Below are 17,201 nucleotides of genomic sequence, written 5' to 3' on the forward strand. Positions count from 1 at the left end.
CGGTGTCACGTCCGGCAAGGTCAAAACCCCATGTGCCAAAATCTGCCTTTGGCAGGGCGACAGGGGCGGTTGCTGCCGGGGCATCTGCTGCGTGTGCGGCGGTGGTAACAGCGCTCAGGCCAAGCCCTGCAGAAAGCAGGAGAGCCAGTTTGCGCGAAGCCCGCGCAGGGCGTTTAAAAACAGTCATAATGTCTCCGGTTAAAAGTGGTGATAGAAAATGTGACGGCAAAAACAAACTCTTACAGCGTGCCGGGACTATAGGCCAAAAGTTACCTGAGCGAAATAGCAGAGAGCCAGACGGTGCCCACGCTACAAAAAATGCAGGGGTGTGTGGACACCCCTGCATTCTGTTGAGCTCAGATTTTATGGCCTGATGACCGGCATTAGAAATGTGCGCCGATGTTCATCTGGAAAGAGCGACCAATCAACGCTTCATAGTAACGCGTCACGCTAACCGTACCCGGGTATTTGGGTAAGGCGTTGGTGATGTTGTTAATCATGAAGTTGGCATCGATGTTTTTGGTAATTTGATAGCCAAAGGTTGCATTGAAGTAAGCGAAGCTTGGGCGGTTGTTATGTTCGTAAGCTGTGTTAGCAACCTGCACGGCATATTTTGATTTGCCGTAGAAGATTGTCTGCCACTGCACGAACAATGGGCCGCGTGTGTAGTTCAGGTTGAGCGTGAACAGGTCGTTCGGGCTGGCTGTGGTGCCTGTCTGATAGTAAGTGTTGCCCAGATAGGTTTGTGAGTTTTTCAGATAGTGCGTGTAGTTGCCACGCAGTTCCAGGCTGCCGGCATTGTCGGACAGGCCAACGCGGCGCAGCGGCAAGTAGTAGTCCAGCGCGCCCTGGAGAACCTGCATATGCTGGTTTGCAATATTGAAATACCCGTCCGTAAAGCCAGTGATCTGATGTGAGGACGGATCACGGGTGAAGGTGTTGCAATACGCGTTTGAGGGGTAGGTTGAAGAGTCGTAGCACGCCTGAATCAGGTTTTTTGCGCTCAGAGAAGTAATCTCGTTGTTAACTTTTACGTCAACAAAAGACCCTTTTAAGTCAAAGCCTCTAATGAAGCGCGGACGGAACTCAAGAGAGCCGGTGTAGCTGTGAGAGGTTTCGTTTTGCAGGCTGCGGTTACCACCAGTCGTACCTTTTACGGTGCCGCTCGTGATGTTGGAGACAAAGCCGCTTGGTACTTTGGCTTTGGCGCAGTTTAGAGCGCGGGTTGTGGGGTTGGGGCCTGAATTGACAAATGTTGTATCGCACGGGTCATCGGCCGTTTCGTAAGAGGTGCTCTGCGGTGAGAACAGTTCGGTGACAGATGGGTTACGGACGGACTGTGCATAGTTACCAGACAGGCCAAAGTCCTGCGTTGGCCACCAGGCTCCGCCAAACATATACGTCCAGTAGCTGCCTGTAATGCTGTTGTTGATATAACGACCGTTTGCTGTTGCTGTCAGGCTGTAAGCACCAGGTACATTCATGGCCGGGGAAATGAGCGGTACGTCCAGTTCGCCAAAGGCTTCGTGGGTGTAGTAAGAGCCGGACGTATAAGGCATTGCGGTTACGTTGCCGTACTGCCTGCGGCTGCCGTCGTCCAGCAACTGGCCAGCAAAGAAACTACCGGGGTTAAAGTTATAGCCTTCACGCCGGTGCTCATACCCCAGATCCCACCGGATATCACCAGCAGGCAGTCTCATGACTGTACTGTTGATTTCTGCCTGAAAGTCACGTTGGGCATTGGTGTTTTTGTAGTGTGCGTCAGAGATAATGTAGTCTCGTGCGCCCGGTGTGCTCTGGTTTGTACCAAACGGGTTAAACGGAGAGCATGTGTCACTTCGGGTTGCCGCTGGTGAGTTCACATACCCAGAGGCGCAAACAATGTTACCATCCGCATCCCGTGTGCTGTTAAGCGCATTAATCAGGTTTTGCGTGTTGATCATGGGTTGCCATGTATCACTCATATATTTGCTGTACTGGCCACGCAAAGACCAGTTGAAGTGCCGCCCAACGGCGTTGAAGTCCCCTGACAGACCGCCCTGGAAACGGAACATCTGCATGTCCGTTCGATACATTCCGCCATCCAGATCCTGATTCAGGCGGGAGAGATAGAATTTATCTGTTGGCTGACCGCTAGCAGCAAGGGCATTTTTGATGGTAGTCCGTTCAGCATCCGTGAGATACGGATTGTCAGTGCTCAGCGTGTAAGCGCCGTTCACGTTATGATAGCCGGGACCGTAGGAGCCATCTGTGTTCAGGTAGCTGTCCATATCCAGCGGGCCGTCACCAAAATATGGCGTGGTCCAGGTGCCCTGCCCAACGTCGCTGCTGGCACGGCTCCGTGCGTACCATCCCTGCCAGGTCGCGTGCAGATGATCGTTGAAGTCATAGTGGCCAAGCGTGGTCAGGTTGAGCTGGCTTGAGGGGGCGTAAAGCTGGTTATAATCACGTGTGGCCAGACCATTCCCGCCAGAGGCGTTATACCCTGTCTTAGTGATATAATTGTACGTGACAGGAACAAGAGATTTCCCGTCCTGGCTAAACATCAAAGGCTGGCCGGCTGCGTTGCCAATACCGTCATTTACGCCTTTATAGATTGGAATATGTGTGCCCGTCAGGCCGGGAATGCCGGTGACAGAGGCCCACAGGTTTCTGGCAGCGGGGGCCAGCATGTTTGTATAGGGGGTGCTGACGCCGAGAGGCCACGCTGGTAGGAAGTCGCGTTTGAACCCAGTACGTTTGGCAGGTCGTTATACATAACGCCGCCAGCGTTACGATATTCAAGGTCAAACACAACGCCACCTTTGTCGTGGTCGAAGGTGTGGCCGTATTTGAAGGTAATTTTTTCAGACGGGGCAATCAGGCTCTGGCTCCAGCCGCCCTGTGCTGTCATGTCTACACCAGTGAAGTGATCATCCAACCGATAGTTGACCACACCGGCCACGGCGTCTGCACCATAAGCAGCGCCAGCGCCGCCAAGCCGGGTATCTATACCCTTGATCAGTGAAGTGGGAATCGCCGCCACGTCCACCTGGGAGCCGGAGCCTGCGCCGTAAACAGAGGCAGAAGCCCCGCCGACCATACGCATCCCGTCAATCAGGGTCAGGGTACGCTGGGAACCAAGCCCCAGCAAAGACACGAAGGACTGACCAGCCCCCAGCCCCTGTGCCCCGATGGGGGACTGGTCCCCAACAGTGAAGGACGTATTTTCACGCATCAGGGCCAGACCAAGGTCTGTATAGCCACGCGCCCGGATCTGCTGCGCGTCCACGGTGGTCCCTGCCATCACGTTACTAAGCCGTGTCTGGGAGAGACGGGTACCCGTGACAGTGATGTTTTCAGAACTATCAACAAGGGATGAGTTCTTTTTCAGCGTATCCTGCTTGTTTACGGAAACTGCATTTTTCTGTTTTTTGGACTTTTTGTCTTTTTCCGGCTGCGTAACGGAAGTTGCATCTTTCTGCACAGTTTCAGCGCGGAGGAGGGGAGAGAACAGAAGCGTGGAAACCGCCATGGGAACAGCCAGCTTAAGGCTGGATGGCCGCGTGCGGGGCTTTAACTGGGGTATAAAAAAACCCTGTTGCAAACGAGTCATATTCCACCTTGTACAATAGCGGATAAAAAATTCACGAACCAATTATCGTAATTTTTAACTACTATGCAAAATCAGACGTATAAAACGTTTTTTGCATTCCACTATCATTGCGATAATGCACTGTGTTAGAAAAGACACACTGCGCTGAGTCGCGTGGAAAATTAGAATCGTTCCCGAAACAAGGTAAGCTATGTTAAATTTTTATTTCAAGAAAAATATGCACGAGCCCTTCCCTAAGTGGGTGATATTTTGGTGAAGAGGCAAATTTCACACAGTGTGTTACGCTAACCCATCAGTGTGAGAGGACTTCTGATGGTTTGCCTTGCGGTCAAAGCAGGAAGCCCTGCAACCTTCCCGGAATGGAAAGCCCTGTTTGCGGAGCTTATGCCGGGTCTGGAGGTGCAGGACTGGTACGCACCCTCGTTTGATCCCGCACGGGTTGACTATGCCTTTGTCTGGCAGCCGGAGGCGGGTCGGCTTGCGCAAATGGGCAAGCTTAAAGCCATTCTCAGCGTTGCTGCCGGGGTGGACCATATTCTGGCAGATCCGCTTTTGCCCAAAGGCATACCCATTGTGCGCATGGGCGGAGATGAAACTGAAACCCAGATGGCCGACTATGTACGCTGGGCGGTATTTTCCCTGTTGCGGGAGGCGCCGCGTTGGCACAGTGCCCAAACCCAAGCATGTTGGGCCCGAAAAAATATGCCCCCTACGCGCTTGTCCACCACTACATGTGTCGGGATTATGGGGCTGGGCCATCTTGGCACCCATGTGGCACAAACGCTGGTTGCCGCAGGGTTCAAGGTGTGTGGCTGGGCACGGCATGAGAAACAGCAGGAGGGCATGGCCTGTTACGCGGGGGTAGAGGGATTACTCCCTTTTTTGCAGCAGTCTGACATTGTCGTGTGCCTGCTGCCGGAAACGCCCGAAACCAAAGGAATAGTGACCTACTCTCTGCTGTCACACATTCGCAAACCAGCAGGGTTTATTAATGTCGGGCGTGGTGCAGTTGTTGTGCAGGAGGATCTTGTAAGGGCCTTGCAGGACGGTACACTGCATGGTGCCGTATTGGATGTGTTTGAAACGGAACCTCTGCCAGCAGACTCACCGCTCTGGGCAATGCCGGGGGTATTGCTGACGCCGCATGTGGCATCGGAAGCCTCACGCCCGGCACGTGCGCGCTACGTGGTGGCTACCCTTGCGGCTTTGGAGCGGGGAGAGCGGGTGGACCGCCTGTATGACCCCGCGCAGGGGTACTAAGCGGAGGGTAGAGCCTGTCTGCACCTTCCGGGTCTTGAAACCGAGCAGATTTGCCGCCATTGTCCCGCCTGATGGTGTTCCGCAAGGAATGAAAAGGGAAGACCGGTGCGTGGCTCAGGCCATTAGTCCGTCGCTGCCCCCGCAACTGTGAGTGTGCTTTACCACAGCCCTGTGAACGGTGCTTTTTAAAAGCCCGTCACATCCACCGGCCGTAATGCTGGGAAGGGGGCGCTGTAGGGTCTGTTTCTGTGCTGCATGGCACAGGCTGCCAGCCACAAGCCAGGAGACCTGCCATCGGGCGCGTGTGCTGTCGTTTCATACAGTGTGCGGTCATTTGGTTTTATGGTGTTGGCTCTGGCGGGGTGCCCGGTGCGTAACACTATGCGGCAGTGTGCTGCATAGTCCTGTACCCTGCCACAGGTGGGGCGGGGCCAAATCTGTCTGCACCCCAAGCCACGGGCCAGCGCTTTGCGGGGCTGCGCCGTAACAGGATGCGGAATGTCAGAGCTTTCTTCCCCTTCTTCCAGTCAGGCCGGGTATGGTCACCCCGTTCTCCATGTCTGCATGACCTGCCGGCGGGGTGGCCCAGCCATGGAGCGTCCACCCGGTGCCCAGCTTTATGACCGCCTGCTGGCTCTGCTGGCCGCAGAAGAAGAGGCAGGGGAGAGTAGCGCCCTACCTGTCACCCTTCAGCCCGTGGAATGCCTTGCCGCCTGTGACCGCGGTTGCACTGCGGCCATTGCCATGGCGGGCCGCTGGACGTGGCTTCTGGGCTATCTGGGTGCTGAAAAAGCCGAAGATATTCTGGCATATGCCCGGCTCTATGCCGCCAGTAAAAAAGGTACGGTCATGCCATCCCGCCGTCCGGCCTCACTTTCTGATATGGTGCTGGGGCGCGTACCTGCATCGCTTTACCAAGAACAGGACTGAAAACCATGAGTGCTGCCTCTCTCTCCCGTGTGCCGGTTACCATCATCACCGGCTTTCTTGGCGCGGGTAAAACCACGCTCCTGCGCCATATCCTGCATAAGGCGCAGGGCCACCGTATAGCGGTTGTTGTTAATGAATTCGGGTCACTCGGGATTGATGGTGAAATCCTGCGTGGCTGCGGCATAGAAGGCTGCCGCGATGATGATATTGTTGAACTGACCAACGGCTGCCTGTGCTGCACCGTGGCGGATGACTTCCTGCCCACTATGGAGGCCCTGCTGGACCGCGCAGACCCACCGGAGCATGTCGTCATTGAAACGTCTGGTCTGGCATTGCCCAAACCGTTGCTCAAAGCCTTTGGCTGGCCCACCGTGCGTAACCGTATGACGGTAGATGGTGTCATTACAGTAGTGGACGCCCCGGCCATAGCCACAGGCCGTTTTGCGGATGACCCGGATGCCGTGGCCCAGCAACGCGCGGCAGCCCCCTCGCTGGACCATGACAATCCACTGGCAGAAGTGTTTGAAGACCAGTTGAACGCTGCAGACCTGATTGTGCAGAACAAGACAGACCTGCTGAGCGCGGAAGAACTGGCACAGGTGGAGGCTGAAGTGCGCCGCCTCTCACCCCGTCCCATCAAGATTATCCGCGCAACAGAGGGCAAGGTTGACCCGGCCGTGCTGCTTGGTCTTGGTGCCGCCGCCGAGGCCGATCTGGATGCGCGTCCGTCTCACCATGATGCGGAAGATGGTGAGCACGAACATGATGACTTTGAGAGCTTTGTAGTGCCCGTGCCGGAGCAGGCCAGCGTAGAGGCTTTCCTGACACAGTTGCAGGACGTTGCCGCCACGTTTGATGTGCTGCGTATGAAGGGGTTTGCCTCGGTTCACGGTAAGCCCATGCGCTTGGCGGTGCAGGGGGTTGGTACCCGCTTCCGGCATGAATTTGACCAGCCTTTGCCTGCTGGTGCTGAGCGGTCAGGACGCATTGTGGTGATTGGGCAGAAAGGGCTGAATGAAGCAGGTATTCGCGCCGCCCTGTCACACGGGGCAGCCTGACCAATACGGGCTGAAGGGAGTGGTTTGCCATGCATCTTCTGGTTCGTGAAAACCGGTCATTGGATGAGCAGGAGCAGGCGGAAGATCTCGGCCAACCTTCTGCGGATGTAGTGGTACTCTCTTTTAGCGAAAGTGACCTTTTAAGTCTGCGCGCAGCCCATGCTGCGGCGCAGGCAGACCCGGCGCAGGGCAGGCAGGCCAGCCTGCAACTGACACACCTGTCCCGGCTGCGTCACCCTATGTCTATTGACCTGTATATTGACAGCACACTTGAAAAAGCTCGCTGCGTCGTGGTGCGGCTGTTGGGGGGGCTGGAGGCGTGGCGCTACGGGGTGGAGGAGCTGGCTGGCTGGTGCCGGGGTAATGCTGTGCCTCTGGCACTTCTGCCCGGTGAATGCGCGACAACGCAGGCAAGCTCTGCCGCACAAGGTGGCGATGATGCGCGGTTGGCAGAGCTTTCCACGGTGGACCCGGCGGCCCGCACGCGCCTTATCGGGTTTTTTAGGCAGGGTGGCCCGCGCAACATGGCCTGCGCCCTGCGCCTGATGGACGCCATGGCGGGCCTTGTGAAGGATGACGGCCAGCAACCAGAACCGCTGCCTGCATGGGGCCTGTATCGGACCGTTGTGGCGCAAGAGGGGAGGACTGTTGCTCACGGCCCCCATTTACCAAATAATATGACAGCACGGGCTATTTTACTTTTCTACCGTGCCCATCTTCTGGTGAGTGACCAGACTGCGCTGGAGGCACTGGCCGAGGCTCTGGCCGCGCAAGGCTGCACGGTGGATATGGTGTTTGTGCCCTCGCTCAAAGACCCAGAGGTCGCGCAGGGTGTGGCCGATCTCATGGCGCGTATCCAGCCGGATTGTGTGCTGAATGGCACGGTATTTTCATCCAGAAATCAGGCTGGGTATTCGCCACTCATGCAGGCGGGTGTGCCGGTGTTTCAACTGTTACAACCGGGCAGCACGCAGGCCTTGTGGCAGGAGAGCGCACGGGGCCTCTCCCGGTCAGACCTGGCCATGCAAACTGTTTTACCGGAACTGGATGGCAGCATTGCCACATTCCCCCTGTCGTTCCGGCAGGAGGTTATGCCCGGCCAGCCCGCCGCCCGCACCCCCTTTGCGGAGGGTATAGCGCAGACCACAGCCCGCATTATGGGGTGGCTCCGTCTGCGCTGCCTGCCAGCAGAGCAGCGGCGTGTAGGGCTTGTGGTGTCAGATTATCCGGGAGCAGGTCTTCAGCAGGATACCGGGCATGTCGCGCACGCTGTAGGGCTGGATACATTTGCAAGTCTTGTGTCCATACAGCAAATTTTGCGTGCGGAGGGATATGATGCTGGGCCCGCATGGCAGCAGGCCCAGCTTGTGCAGGTTCTTACACAAGAGCTGCCGCACCCCTTACTGTCGCTTGCACAGTATCACGCTTTTACCGCCCGGTTGGAGCCAGAGTTCATGGCGTCTGTGACCGCTGCATGGGGCGCGCCGGAAGATGATCCATCTGTAAAAAACGGGCAGTTCTGTCTGCGGGTTTATGCGGAGGGCCATGTGACGGTAGCGGTGCAGCCTGACCGCGGGCAGGCGGCTGACTGTAAAACCCTCTACCATGACCCGGATAGCCCGCCATGCCACGCCTATGTGGCATTCTACCTTTGGTTGCAGCATGTGCAGAAGCTGGACGCTATGGTGCATGTGGGCACGCATGGCACGCTGGAGTGGTTGCCGGGTAAGGCTGTAGCGCTCACCAAAGCCTGTGCGCCTGCGCTTTTAACCGGAGCTTTGCCAGTTATTTACCCCTTTATTGTCAATAACCCCGGTGAGGCCGCAACGGCTAAGCGTCGCCTTGGGGCTGTGACACTAGGGCACATGACGCCACCTGTTATGCAGGCTGACCTCTCCCCGGATATGCAGGCGCTGGAACGGTTGATTGACGAATATGCGGAGGCGGATGGTCTGGACCCCCGGCGGGGTGCGTTGTTGCGTCAGGACATTCTGACCCGTGCGGCCCGTACCGGTGTGTTGGCGGAAAGTGGCGTGCGCCCCGGTGATGAGAGTGACGATGAGGCTCTGGCGCGGCTGGATGCCTATTTGTGTGATGTGAAAGATCTGCAAATTCGTGATGGATTGCATATTTTTGGTAAACAGCCCCCCAAAACTGAAGCCCTTGTCGAGGCCATTGAACAGGCCTGCGCCACACCCTCTTCAGGCCCGACACGCCAGATCATTGCCCAGAAGGTGGCAGACTGCGCACAGGCGGAAGTCATGGGCCTGCGGGATGCTCTGGCAGGGCGGTTTGTGGCGGCAGGGCCTGCGGGCGCACCCACGCGGGGCCGGGTGGATGTGCTGCCAACCGGGCGCAATTTGTTTACCATAGACCCACGGGCACTCCCCACACCCTCTGCCATGCAACTGGCAGCAAAAATGGAAAACCTGTTGCTTACACGGCATAAACAGGAACACGGAGAACCTCTGACCCGCCTTGTGATGGACTTGTGGGGTTCAGCCAGCCTGCGTACGGGTGGGGAAGATATGGCACTGGCCTTACGCCTTATGGGGGTGGAGGTTACCCGTGCCGCAGGCACAGGGCATGTGACGGGGTTTGAGGTTATTCCTCTGCCTGTACTCGACCGGCCACGGGTAGATGTGACGTTGCGTATCTCCGGCCTGTTCCGGGATGCTTTTCCCGACCAGATAGCCCTGTTCGACCTCGTTGTGGCCGCTGTGGCAGAACGAGATGAACCTGCTGAGTGGAACCCCCTTGCTGCTACCATACGCGGGTTGGAAGGGGAGGCACGGCAACGTGCCACAGCCCGCATTTTTGGTGCGGCAAGCGGCACTTACGGCACCGGGTTGGAAGACCGCCTGCACCTTGGCGCATGGCGGGACCGGCAGGATCTGGGGGCGGCATGGTTGGAAGGGTCAGCATGGACCTATGGTGGTGGCCGGGATGGCCAGCAGGATGCAACAGCTTTGGCCACGTTGCTTAGCCGGACAGAGGCTGTGCTGCATGTGCAGGACCATGCGGAAACAGATATGCTGGAAAGTCCCGAAAACGCAGCGCATGAGGGCGGCTTGGCCGCCGCCGCCGCTGCCCTCGGGGCGGACCCCGCCATCTGGCACGGTGATACAGCCCGCCCGGATACGCCCCGCCTGCGGAGCACTGCACAGGAAGTGGCCCGCATTGTGCGTGGCAGGCTGGCCAACCCCCGCTGGATAGAGGGGATGCAGCGCCACGGATACGCCGGTGCGGCAGAACTGGCCCGTGGGCTGGATGCCCTATCCGGCTTTGCAGCAACCCTGCCAGACCGGTTTGACCAGCAGTTTGACCTTGTGTTTGCCGCCACATTAGGCAATGCGGCCTGCAACCAGTTTTTGCAGCAGGCCAACCCGACAGCGCGGGAGGCCATGCGCGCCCGCTTTGCCGAGGCATGGCAGCGTGGACTGTGGCACCCACGCGGCAACAGTGTGGGGCAAGTGCTGGAAGACATACCTGTTACACCTGTAGAACACACTGAAAGGCCCCTCCCGCAATGACGGCCCGTGCCCTTATGGTGGCTGCCCCCCGCTCTGGTGGTGGCAAAACAACCGTGACCCTCGCTCTGCTGGCGGCTCTCAAACGGCGAGGGGTGCGCGTGGGGGCCGCCAAAACGGGGCCGGATTATATAGACCCCGCGTTCCATGCCGCTATTACGGGCAGGCCGGGGCTTAATCTGGATAGCTGGTGTATGCCGCCCGCCCTTTTGGCAACCGTATTGCAGGCAGCACAGCAGGATGTTGACCTTGTGGTGGTGGAATCCGCCATGGGGCTGTTTGATGGCCTTGTTGCACCGGAAGGCGCACGCGGCGCACCGGCAGATATTGCGGCCCGGTTTGGGATTCCGGTTGTGCTGGTGCTGGATGTGTCCGGCCAGGGGCAGTCAGTCGGGCCAATTGCCAAGGGGTTTGCAACATGGCAGGCGGATGTTCCGGTGGCCGGTGTTGTGCTGAACCGCGTTGCATCGCCCCGCCATGCGCGGTTGACCAGCGGGGCCGTGCAAGCCGCAGGTTTGCCTGTATTGGGTACATTGCTACGCCAGCCGGGCCAGCCTTTGCCGGAACGCCATCTGGGCCTTGTGCAGGCCCGTGAACATGGTGGCCTGACGGACTGGCTGGAAAAACTGGCAGACAAGGCCGAGCAGGAACTGGACCTTGATGCCATACTGGCCACGGCCCGCCTGTTGCCAGACCTGTCCCACCTGCTGGACGGTGCAGGAGCGCAGGCAGCCATGTTGCCGCCCCCCGGCCAGCGGATTGCCGTGGCGGAAGATGATGCGTTCTCCTTCTTATATGGGCATCTGGCATTGTTCTGGCGGCAGGCGGGGGCTGAAGTCGTGCCGTTCTCTCCTTTGGCCGATCAGGGGCCGGACCCGTCTTGCACGGCGTGCTGGCTGCCGGGCGGTTACCCGGAGCTTCATGCTGGCCGGTTGGCGCAGGCAGAGCATTTTAAAACCGCCTTGCAGTATTTTGCCACGACGCGGCCCGTGCATGGGGAGTGCGGGGGCTACATGGTGCTGGGGCAGGGGCTGGAAGATGCTCAGGGGCAGCGGCACCAGATGGCAGGGTTGCTTGGCCATTCAACCTCTTTTGCTCGCCGCAAGTTGAATCTGGGCTACCGCGAGGCCACGTTACAAAAGGGCTGCCTGCTTGGCCCGGCCGGGTCACGGTTGCGGGGGCACGAGTTCCATTATGCGTCCGTGCTGGAGCCGGGCGTAGACCAGCCTCTTGCCGCTTTAACTGCGGGTGATGGCACGGACCTTGGCCTGGGCGGTGGGCAACGGGGGCTGGTTACAGGGTCGTTTTTTCATGTGCTGGCACGGGTGCCAGACCTCACATGATTGTGTGTAAAGGTTTGATCAGTGCAGGACGGAGCTACCCGGTTGGTGGCAAAAAAAGTGGGTATTATCACAGGCTCATGCACCGTAAGGTGCGTGTAGGCACAGTACGCCGGAACGGTTTGCTACCGCATGTGTTAGAGAGTGGCGTGATGGCCTAGGAGAGAAATATGGCGCAGTCTTTCCCCGTTTTGTTGGTGCGTCATGCACCAGTTCTTCTGCCGGAAGGGGTTTGCTACGGGCGCCAGGACGTTGCGCTAAAACCGGGTTGGGAAGGTGTGGCCGCGGGTCTGGCCGTGCTGGCGCAAGGGGCAGTCTGCCAAGTGCTTTATAGCTCTCCCGCACTCCGTTGCCGGGAAATGGCGGAACGGCTGGCCCGTGTAACCGGTATGGAACTACGCATAGATTCCCGTTTGGCTGAAATGGATTTTGGCGCATGGGAAGGCCGTAACTGGTCAGACATCAGCCGGGACCAACTGGATGAATGGGCCAGAGACCCTGCCAGCTTTGCTCCCCCTGAAGGGGAGAGTGGGCTGGCCCTGACACAACGTACAAGAGCCTTTTGGCAGGATGTCAAAGCCGCGGGGGTACCAGCCTGCGTGGTGTCTCACGGTGGCCCGCTGCGGTTGCTGAGTGCGTTGGCTGCGGGTGACACACCGGAACTTCTGGCACCCTCAATGCCACAGGGTGCCGCCCGGCTTTATATGGTGCCCCATCCGGCAGGGCTGGACCATGGCTATACCCACCGCAAGGCCATGGCGCTGAGTTAAGCCTTGCCCGCCTACCCGGACGATAGAAAGACCCATGACAGAACAGACTTCACCCCCCGCACTCACCGATACTGAAGACCGCCACCGCGAGAAAATGCAGAAGCGCAAAGCGGTGCAGGATCAGGAAGTGGCCTTTAAAACAGTAGAAAAAGGGCTACTGCTGGTTAATACCGGTCCGGGTAAAGGCAAGTCCACCGCAGCTCTTGGTATGGTGCTGCGTACTTTAGGTTATGGCCGCAAGGTTGTGGTGGTGCAGTTTATAAAAGGCCTTTGGGACACGGGGGAACGCAGGGCGCTGGAGCGCTTTGATGACCAGATTGAATGGCATGCTCTGGGTGAAGGGTTTACGTGGGAAACGCAGGACCGTGCGCGGGATGTTGCAGCCTGCCAAAAGGCATGGGCTGTAGCAAAGCAGGCGCTCAGCCAGCCGGATGTGGCCCTTGTGGTGCTGGATGAACTGAACATAGCCCTGCGCTATGATTATCTGCCTCTGGCCGAGGTTCTGGCCGATATTCAGGCCCGCCCTGTTGGCCAGCATGTGGTAGTGACAGGCCGTAATGCCAAACCGGAACTGATTGAACAGGCCGACTTGGTGACGGAAATGGCGTTGGTCAAACATCATTTTAAAAATGGCGTGAAGGCCCAGCAGGGCGTGGAGTTTTGAGCGCACGGGTGCTCATGCTTCAGGGCACAGGGTCAAGTGTTGGCAAATCTACTCTGGTGGCGGGGCTGGCGCGGGCTTTTACGCGCCGGGGGCTGAAAGTTCTGCCGTTCAAGCCGCAAAACATGTCCAACAACGCAGCAGTGACAGCCAGTGGCGGGGAGATAGGCCGTGCGCAGGCGTTGCAGGCGCGTGCCTGCCGGGTACCGCCCCATGTGGATATGAACCCGGTTCTGCTCAAACCGCAGGGGGAGACAGGCGCACAGCTTGTTGTGCAGGGCCGCAAGCAGGAGACGGTAGCCGCACGCAGTTATCAGGACCGTAAAACCCTGCTTATGCCCGCCGTGCTGGATAGTTTTTACCGGCTGGCAGCACAGGCGGATCTGGTCTTGGTAGAAGGGGCTGGCTCGGCTTCCGAAGTGAATTTACGCCCGCGTGATATTGCCAATATGGGGTTTGCTCAGGCCGTTCAGGCCCCTGTTGTTCTGGTGGGGGATATTGACCGAGGGGGCGTTATTGCCAGTCTGGTCGGGACGCAGGTTGTGCTGGCACCCGAAGATGCAGCAACTATAAAAGGCTTTATTGTTAACAGAATGCGTGGTGATATCTCGTTATTTGAAGATGGGATGGCATTTGTTGCGCAGCGTACAGGGTGGGCTCCCTTAGGGCTGGTGCCGCATTTACCCGCCATCAGGCACCTGCCAGCAGAAGATGCAGCAGACCTGCTGGAGCTTGTGCGGTCTGGCAAAAAACCGGCGCAACCCGTGCCCCCCTTGGCAGGCGACGCCCCTGTAGCACTTCCGGCAAAATTACGCGTGGCGGTACCGCTTTTGCCACTTATTGCCAATTTTGATGACCTTGACCCGCTCAGAACAGAACCGGGGGTGGAGCTGATAGCCGTGCAATGCGGTGAGCCTTTGCCAGAGTGTGACCTGATTATTCTACCCGGATCAAAAAACACATTGTCTGATTTATCTGTTTTGCAAAAACAGGGGTGGTCGGCTGCGCTGGCAGCGCATCGGGCGCAGGGTGGCCATATTATGGGTATTTGTGGCGGATACCAGATGCTGGGCCACAGTCTGGCTGACCCGCACGGTATTGAAGGGCCGCCTGCCACCATGGCCGGGCTTGGTCTGCTGGCAGTAGAGACGGTGTTGAGTCCGGACAAATATCTTGTTGAAAAAACGGGGATTGTGGCCGGTACACAGGCCTGCGTGTCAGGATATGAAATGCATATTGGCCGCACAACCGGGCCGGACTGTGCAGAGCCCTTGCTGGAGTTGGGTGGCCAACCTGAAGGCGCAGTGGCTTCAGACGGGCGTATTTACGGTACTTATCTGCATGGTGTGTTTGGCAACCGTGCGGCACGTATGGCTTTGCTGGAGCGTGTGGGCGGGCAGGCTTTTGCACCCGATGGGTTCTGGTATCAGGCAGGGCAGGCAGCGCAACTCCCTGACCATCATGACGCCTTGGTTGAACAGGCGCTCGATACTTTAGCCGATCATCTGGAACAGTTTGCTGATCTGGATGCTATTCTGGCGCTGGCCTGTGTGCCTAAGGTGCGTCTTTCTGCCTAAAACACTTTATTAAATAAAATGTTTTATGGTGATAAATTAAGCCTCATTGGCCGAATCATCAAAAACGTCTTCGATAGGCATAGCAAAAAAACGTGCAATCTTGAACGCCAGCGGCAGGCTGGGGTCATAACGGCCCATTTCAATGGCGTTGACGGTCTGGCGGGAAACTCCCAGAAATTTCCCTAAAGAGTCCTGAGAAAGCCCTCTTGCAAGGCGGAGTGTGCGAACCTGATTAATCATTGATAGTGCCGTTTTGCCCAAACTATCCCAATGTTCCACAAAAGCGCCATAACCGGCCATACCACAAACAGTGAGAGAGACGGAAAGCCCACAATCTCTAGAAAACCGTAAGAGAATGTGAGTAGGGCCGTGCCTGTAAAAGAAAATACCAGCGCATCAAACTGAATTTTGCGCTGGAGTTCATCTATACGGCGGAACTCCCGTATCACAACCCAGCAGAAAGCGCAGCCCGGTATCATGGGCAGTAGAGCTGCGGCAGGTTGCCACAGCCCGTTTAGTTTTTGATGCGTGAAGAGAAAAATGAAGAAAAACAGCAACACACAATAAACCACAAGACAAAGAAAAAGCTCAGCAAGGTAGCGTTTGGAGGTCATTATCCGAGTCCTATGTAAAGTGTGCTTTACATATACAGAAGCGGAGTACTTTTTGTCAAGCACACTTTACATGGACAGCAAGATGACTGTGTGGCTTATTACGGAAAATTTCTTATGCAGGCAGAAGGTTGGAGACTCCTGTTTCCAGAATATCAACGCTATCTCCAACCTTAAGGGTACCAGGCTGCACCACCACTGCATTTTGCGCGAACATGATACCTTTTGGTGTGCGATGAAACTGCGCCAGAGTGGCCAGTGGTTCTTTACGGTTGGGAATAGCGCCGGTTTCCTGATCCGTTGTGGTGACAGTGCAGCGCGAGCATGGGGCACTTATTCGTAAAATGGCAGTGCCTGCCCGTATTATTTTCCAGCTATCTTCTGCCCACGGCAGGGTGCCTGCAACCACAATATTGGGCCGAAACCGCGCCATGGGTACAGGCTCTGCCAGTTTTTCGTTCAGGTCGGAGAGCGAGGCTTCCGTTGCCACCAGAAGCGGGTATCCGTCAGCAAAGGAAACCGGCGTAGGCTGCGCATCAATCAACCGCACCCGGTTCTCGGCGGGCGTAGGCATAAAGACGAGCTTGCAGGGACGGCCAAGGTGCTGGCTCAGCCACTGTGCGGCTTCTGCTCCGGCGTCCTGTGCGGGGACGGTGTCTTTCCATACGCGCACAGGCTGGCTTGGTGTTTCCGGCTCCGGGATGGGCACGGTGCAAGGGGTGGCTCCTGCTGTGCTCAGTTCCAGCCCGTTATGGGTTGGGGTGGCGGTCAGGCATGCCATGGCAGGCAAGGTGCGTTGCGTCAGAAAAGTGCCGTCAGGCTCCACCACCATCCAGCGCCGGTCTCCTTCTGGCCCCCATGGGTGGAGGGTCAGGCTGATCTGGTTAAGGCCGCGCAGGGCTTTTACCGGGTAGAGGTGCAATGTGCTGATGGTAGGAGCAGGGTGGCTGGCGGGCATGTAACCCCCTTTTTTGTGCAAGTTGGCGTGCGGGCTAGGTGGAAGAAACAGCCTGTGCGTGACTGACGGCATCCAGAGCATCCGCATTGTCTATACCCCAGTGGTACAGCATTTCCAGCGGCTCAATAAACCGGTGGCCAAGGGGTGTCAGGCTGTATTCCACCACGGGCGGCATGACCTGCTGCACGGTGCGGCTGACCAGCCCGGCTTCCTCAAGCTCCCGAAGGGTCTGTGTCATCATTTTTTTGGAAAGGCCGGGCAGGCAGCGCAGCAAGTGGCCGGGGCGGGATGTACCACCTTCCAGATGCAAGCTGTGCAGGACCATCGTTGTCCATTTGCCACTGAAAAGGCGCAACAGGCGGCGGGGGGCGCACTGTTCATCAAACGGTGCTGTCCGGTAGTCCAGCGGAAGCAAAGGGGCCATTTTATGGAAACCTTTTGGTAGCCAAGGCACAAAAAGGTGCCGTCTTGTGTGTGTATAAACAAGTTGCCACGTATTTGCTGTTACTTTTTTCAAACAGGAGAAACACCATGGCACAGCGTGCACTTGTTGTTGGTGCAACCGGTATTGTCGGGCAAAATCTGGCCCGCAGATTAGTGGCGGAAGGCTGGACGGTTTACGGCCTGTCCCGCCGGACCATGCCAGAGGGAAGTGGGGTCATACCCGTACAGGCAGACGTGCTGGATGCATCCGGGCTGGCACAGGCTTTGGAGAGCCTCACACCCACGCATGTTTTTTTCTGCACATGGACACGATGCGCCACGGAGCACGAAAACTGTGTGGCAAATGCCGCCATGCTCCGCAATGTGTTTGAGGCTTTGCCTAACCCCGGAGCGCTCCAGCACGTAGCCCTTGTTAGAGCCCTTTTGGAAATTCGCTATGATAGGTTTTCAAGAGGTTTTGAGCGTGA

16 protein-coding genes and 1 riboswitch are annotated in these 17,201 nt (G+C 57.5%); of the genes, 9 read left to right on the plus strand and 7 right to left on the minus strand.

Translation table 11 applies throughout. The features are described 5' to 3' along the window. The 3 genes from ACTIDN_RS11635 to ACTIDN_RS11645 all read right to left on the minus strand — a co-directional run. Positions 1-187 (minus strand): hypothetical protein (locus ACTIDN_RS11635; protein ID WP_441377181.1); only part of this gene is annotated, 187 nt, incomplete at its 3' end. 196 nt (positions 188-383) lie between these two features. Beyond that, complete coding sequence (locus tag ACTIDN_RS11640) at positions 384-2,672, minus strand: TonB-dependent receptor domain-containing protein (protein WP_441377182.1); 2,289 nt, start codon at positions 2,670-2,672, stop codon at positions 384-386. Further along, the gene (locus ACTIDN_RS11645; protein WP_441377183.1) at positions 2,615-3,595 is read right to left on the minus strand and encodes a TonB-dependent receptor plug domain-containing protein; all 981 of its coding nucleotides are present in this window, start codon (positions 3,593-3,595) and stop codon (positions 2,615-2,617) included. The genes ACTIDN_RS11640 and ACTIDN_RS11645 overlap by 58 nt, the downstream gene beginning before the upstream one ends. 312 nt (positions 3,596-3,907) lie before the next feature. Between ACTIDN_RS11645 and ACTIDN_RS11650 the strand changes: the two genes are divergently transcribed. The 8 genes from ACTIDN_RS11650 to ACTIDN_RS11685 all read left to right on the plus strand — a co-directional run bounded on the left by ACTIDN_RS11650 (position 3,908) and on the right by ACTIDN_RS11685 (position 14,721). After that, entirely contained in the window at positions 3,908-4,855 is a 948-nt protein-coding gene (locus ACTIDN_RS11650; protein ID WP_441377184.1) for a 2-hydroxyacid dehydrogenase, read from the plus strand. Positions 4,856-4,910: 55 nt separating this feature from the next. Next, a riboswitch (cobalamin riboswitch) is annotated at positions 4,911-5,165 on the plus strand. A gap of 188 nt (positions 5,166-5,353) precedes the next feature. Beyond that, positions 5,354-5,785: a DUF1636 family protein gene (locus tag ACTIDN_RS11655; RefSeq protein WP_441377185.1), complete on the plus strand. Its 432-nt coding sequence runs from the start codon at positions 5,354-5,356 to the stop codon at positions 5,783-5,785. A 5-nt stretch (positions 5,786-5,790) separates the two neighbouring features. After that, the gene (cobW, locus tag ACTIDN_RS11660; protein ID WP_441377186.1) at positions 5,791-6,843 is read left to right on the plus strand and encodes a cobalamin biosynthesis protein CobW; all 1,053 of its coding nucleotides are present in this window, start codon (positions 5,791-5,793) and stop codon (positions 6,841-6,843) included. A 29-nt stretch (positions 6,844-6,872) separates the two neighbouring features. Continuing rightward, positions 6,873-10,376: a cobaltochelatase subunit CobN gene (gene cobN / locus ACTIDN_RS11665; protein ID WP_441377187.1), complete on the plus strand. Its 3,504-nt coding sequence runs from the start codon at positions 6,873-6,875 to the stop codon at positions 10,374-10,376. Beyond that, positions 10,373-11,716, plus strand: coding sequence for a cobyrinate a,c-diamide synthase (locus tag ACTIDN_RS11670; protein ID WP_441377188.1), 1,344 nt, complete (start codon positions 10,373-10,375; stop codon positions 11,714-11,716). Before cobN ends, ACTIDN_RS11670 begins: the two co-directional genes overlap by 4 nt. Before the next feature lie 167 nt (positions 11,717-11,883). After that, complete coding sequence (locus ACTIDN_RS11675; RefSeq protein ID WP_415507647.1) at positions 11,884-12,483, plus strand: histidine phosphatase family protein; 600 nt, start codon at positions 11,884-11,886, stop codon at positions 12,481-12,483. 34 nt (positions 12,484-12,517) lie between these two features. After that, positions 12,518-13,147, plus strand: coding sequence for a cob(I)yrinic acid a,c-diamide adenosyltransferase (cobO, locus tag ACTIDN_RS11680; RefSeq protein WP_441377189.1), 630 nt, complete (start codon positions 12,518-12,520; stop codon positions 13,145-13,147). A gap of 14 nt (positions 13,148-13,161) precedes the next feature. Continuing rightward, on the plus strand, positions 13,162-14,721 hold the full coding sequence (locus tag ACTIDN_RS11685; RefSeq protein WP_441377195.1) for a cobyric acid synthase: 1,560 nt from the start codon (positions 13,162-13,164) through the stop codon (positions 14,719-14,721). Between the two features lie 36 nt (positions 14,722-14,757). On the opposite strand, the gene ACTIDN_RS11690 is transcribed toward ACTIDN_RS11685, so the two are convergent. The 4 genes from ACTIDN_RS11690 to ACTIDN_RS11705 form a co-directional block, all read right to left on the minus strand. Beyond that, positions 14,758-14,961, minus strand: a complete 204-nt coding sequence (locus ACTIDN_RS11690; protein WP_441377190.1) for a helix-turn-helix transcriptional regulator — start codon at positions 14,959-14,961, stop codon at positions 14,758-14,760. After that, a complete protein-coding gene (locus tag ACTIDN_RS11695; RefSeq protein WP_441377191.1) occupies positions 14,958-15,335 on the minus strand; it encodes a hypothetical protein in 378 nt (125 codons plus the stop codon). Before ACTIDN_RS11695 ends, ACTIDN_RS11690 begins: the two co-directional genes overlap by 4 nt. A gap of 112 nt (positions 15,336-15,447) precedes the next feature. Next, entirely contained in the window at positions 15,448-16,290 is an 843-nt protein-coding gene (locus ACTIDN_RS11700) for an MOSC domain-containing protein (RefSeq protein WP_441377192.1), read from the minus strand. 34 nt (positions 16,291-16,324) lie between these two features. Further along, the gene (locus ACTIDN_RS11705) at positions 16,325-16,714 is read right to left on the minus strand and encodes a winged helix-turn-helix transcriptional regulator (protein WP_441377193.1); all 390 of its coding nucleotides are present in this window, start codon (positions 16,712-16,714) and stop codon (positions 16,325-16,327) included. Positions 16,715-16,821: 107 nt separating this feature from the next. Between ACTIDN_RS11705 and ACTIDN_RS11710 the strand changes: the two genes are divergently transcribed. Continuing rightward, positions 16,822-17,201, plus strand: a 380-nt coding sequence (locus ACTIDN_RS11710; RefSeq protein WP_441377194.1) for an NAD-dependent epimerase/dehydratase family protein, incomplete at its 3' end; no start/stop codon positions are given.

Source organism: Acetobacter sp., assembly GCF_052102375.1.
GTDB lineage: Bacteria > Pseudomonadota > Alphaproteobacteria > Acetobacterales > Acetobacteraceae > Acetobacter.

Bases quoted from the DNA above. Each gene is read 5' to 3' on its own strand.
- ACTIDN_RS11640 (WP_441377182.1), bottom strand. From the start codon at position 2,672: ATGCTGGCCCCCGCTGCCAGAAACCTGTGGGCCTCTGTCACCGGCATT.
- ACTIDN_RS11645 (WP_441377183.1), bottom strand. From the start codon at position 3,595: ATGACTCGTTTGCAACAGGGTTTTTTTATACCCCAGTTAAAGCCCCGC.
- ACTIDN_RS11650 (WP_441377184.1), top strand. From the start codon at position 3,908: ATGGTTTGCCTTGCGGTCAAAGCAGGAAGCCCTGCAACCTTCCCGGAA.
- ACTIDN_RS11655 (WP_441377185.1), top strand. From the start codon at position 5,354: ATGTCAGAGCTTTCTTCCCCTTCTTCCAGTCAGGCCGGGTATGGTCAC.
- cobW (WP_441377186.1), top strand. From the start codon at position 5,791: ATGAGTGCTGCCTCTCTCTCCCGTGTGCCGGTTACCATCATCACCGGC.
- cobN (WP_441377187.1), top strand. From the start codon at position 6,873: ATGCATCTTCTGGTTCGTGAAAACCGGTCATTGGATGAGCAGGAGCAG.
- ACTIDN_RS11670 (WP_441377188.1), top strand. From the start codon at position 10,373: ATGACGGCCCGTGCCCTTATGGTGGCTGCCCCCCGCTCTGGTGGTGGC.
- ACTIDN_RS11675 (WP_415507647.1), top strand. From the start codon at position 11,884: ATGGCGCAGTCTTTCCCCGTTTTGTTGGTGCGTCATGCACCAGTTCTT.
- cobO (WP_441377189.1), top strand. From the start codon at position 12,518: ATGACAGAACAGACTTCACCCCCCGCACTCACCGATACTGAAGACCGC.
- ACTIDN_RS11685 (WP_441377195.1), top strand. From the start codon at position 13,162: ATGCTTCAGGGCACAGGGTCAAGTGTTGGCAAATCTACTCTGGTGGCG.
- ACTIDN_RS11690 (WP_441377190.1), bottom strand. From the start codon at position 14,961: ATGATTAATCAGGTTCGCACACTCCGCCTTGCAAGAGGGCTTTCTCAG.
- ACTIDN_RS11695 (WP_441377191.1), bottom strand. From the start codon at position 15,335: ATGACCTCCAAACGCTACCTTGCTGAGCTTTTTCTTTGTCTTGTGGTT.
- ACTIDN_RS11700 (WP_441377192.1), bottom strand. From the start codon at position 16,290: ATGCCCGCCAGCCACCCTGCTCCTACCATCAGCACATTGCACCTCTAC.
- ACTIDN_RS11705 (WP_441377193.1), bottom strand. From the start codon at position 16,714: ATGGCCCCTTTGCTTCCGCTGGACTACCGGACAGCACCGTTTGATGAA.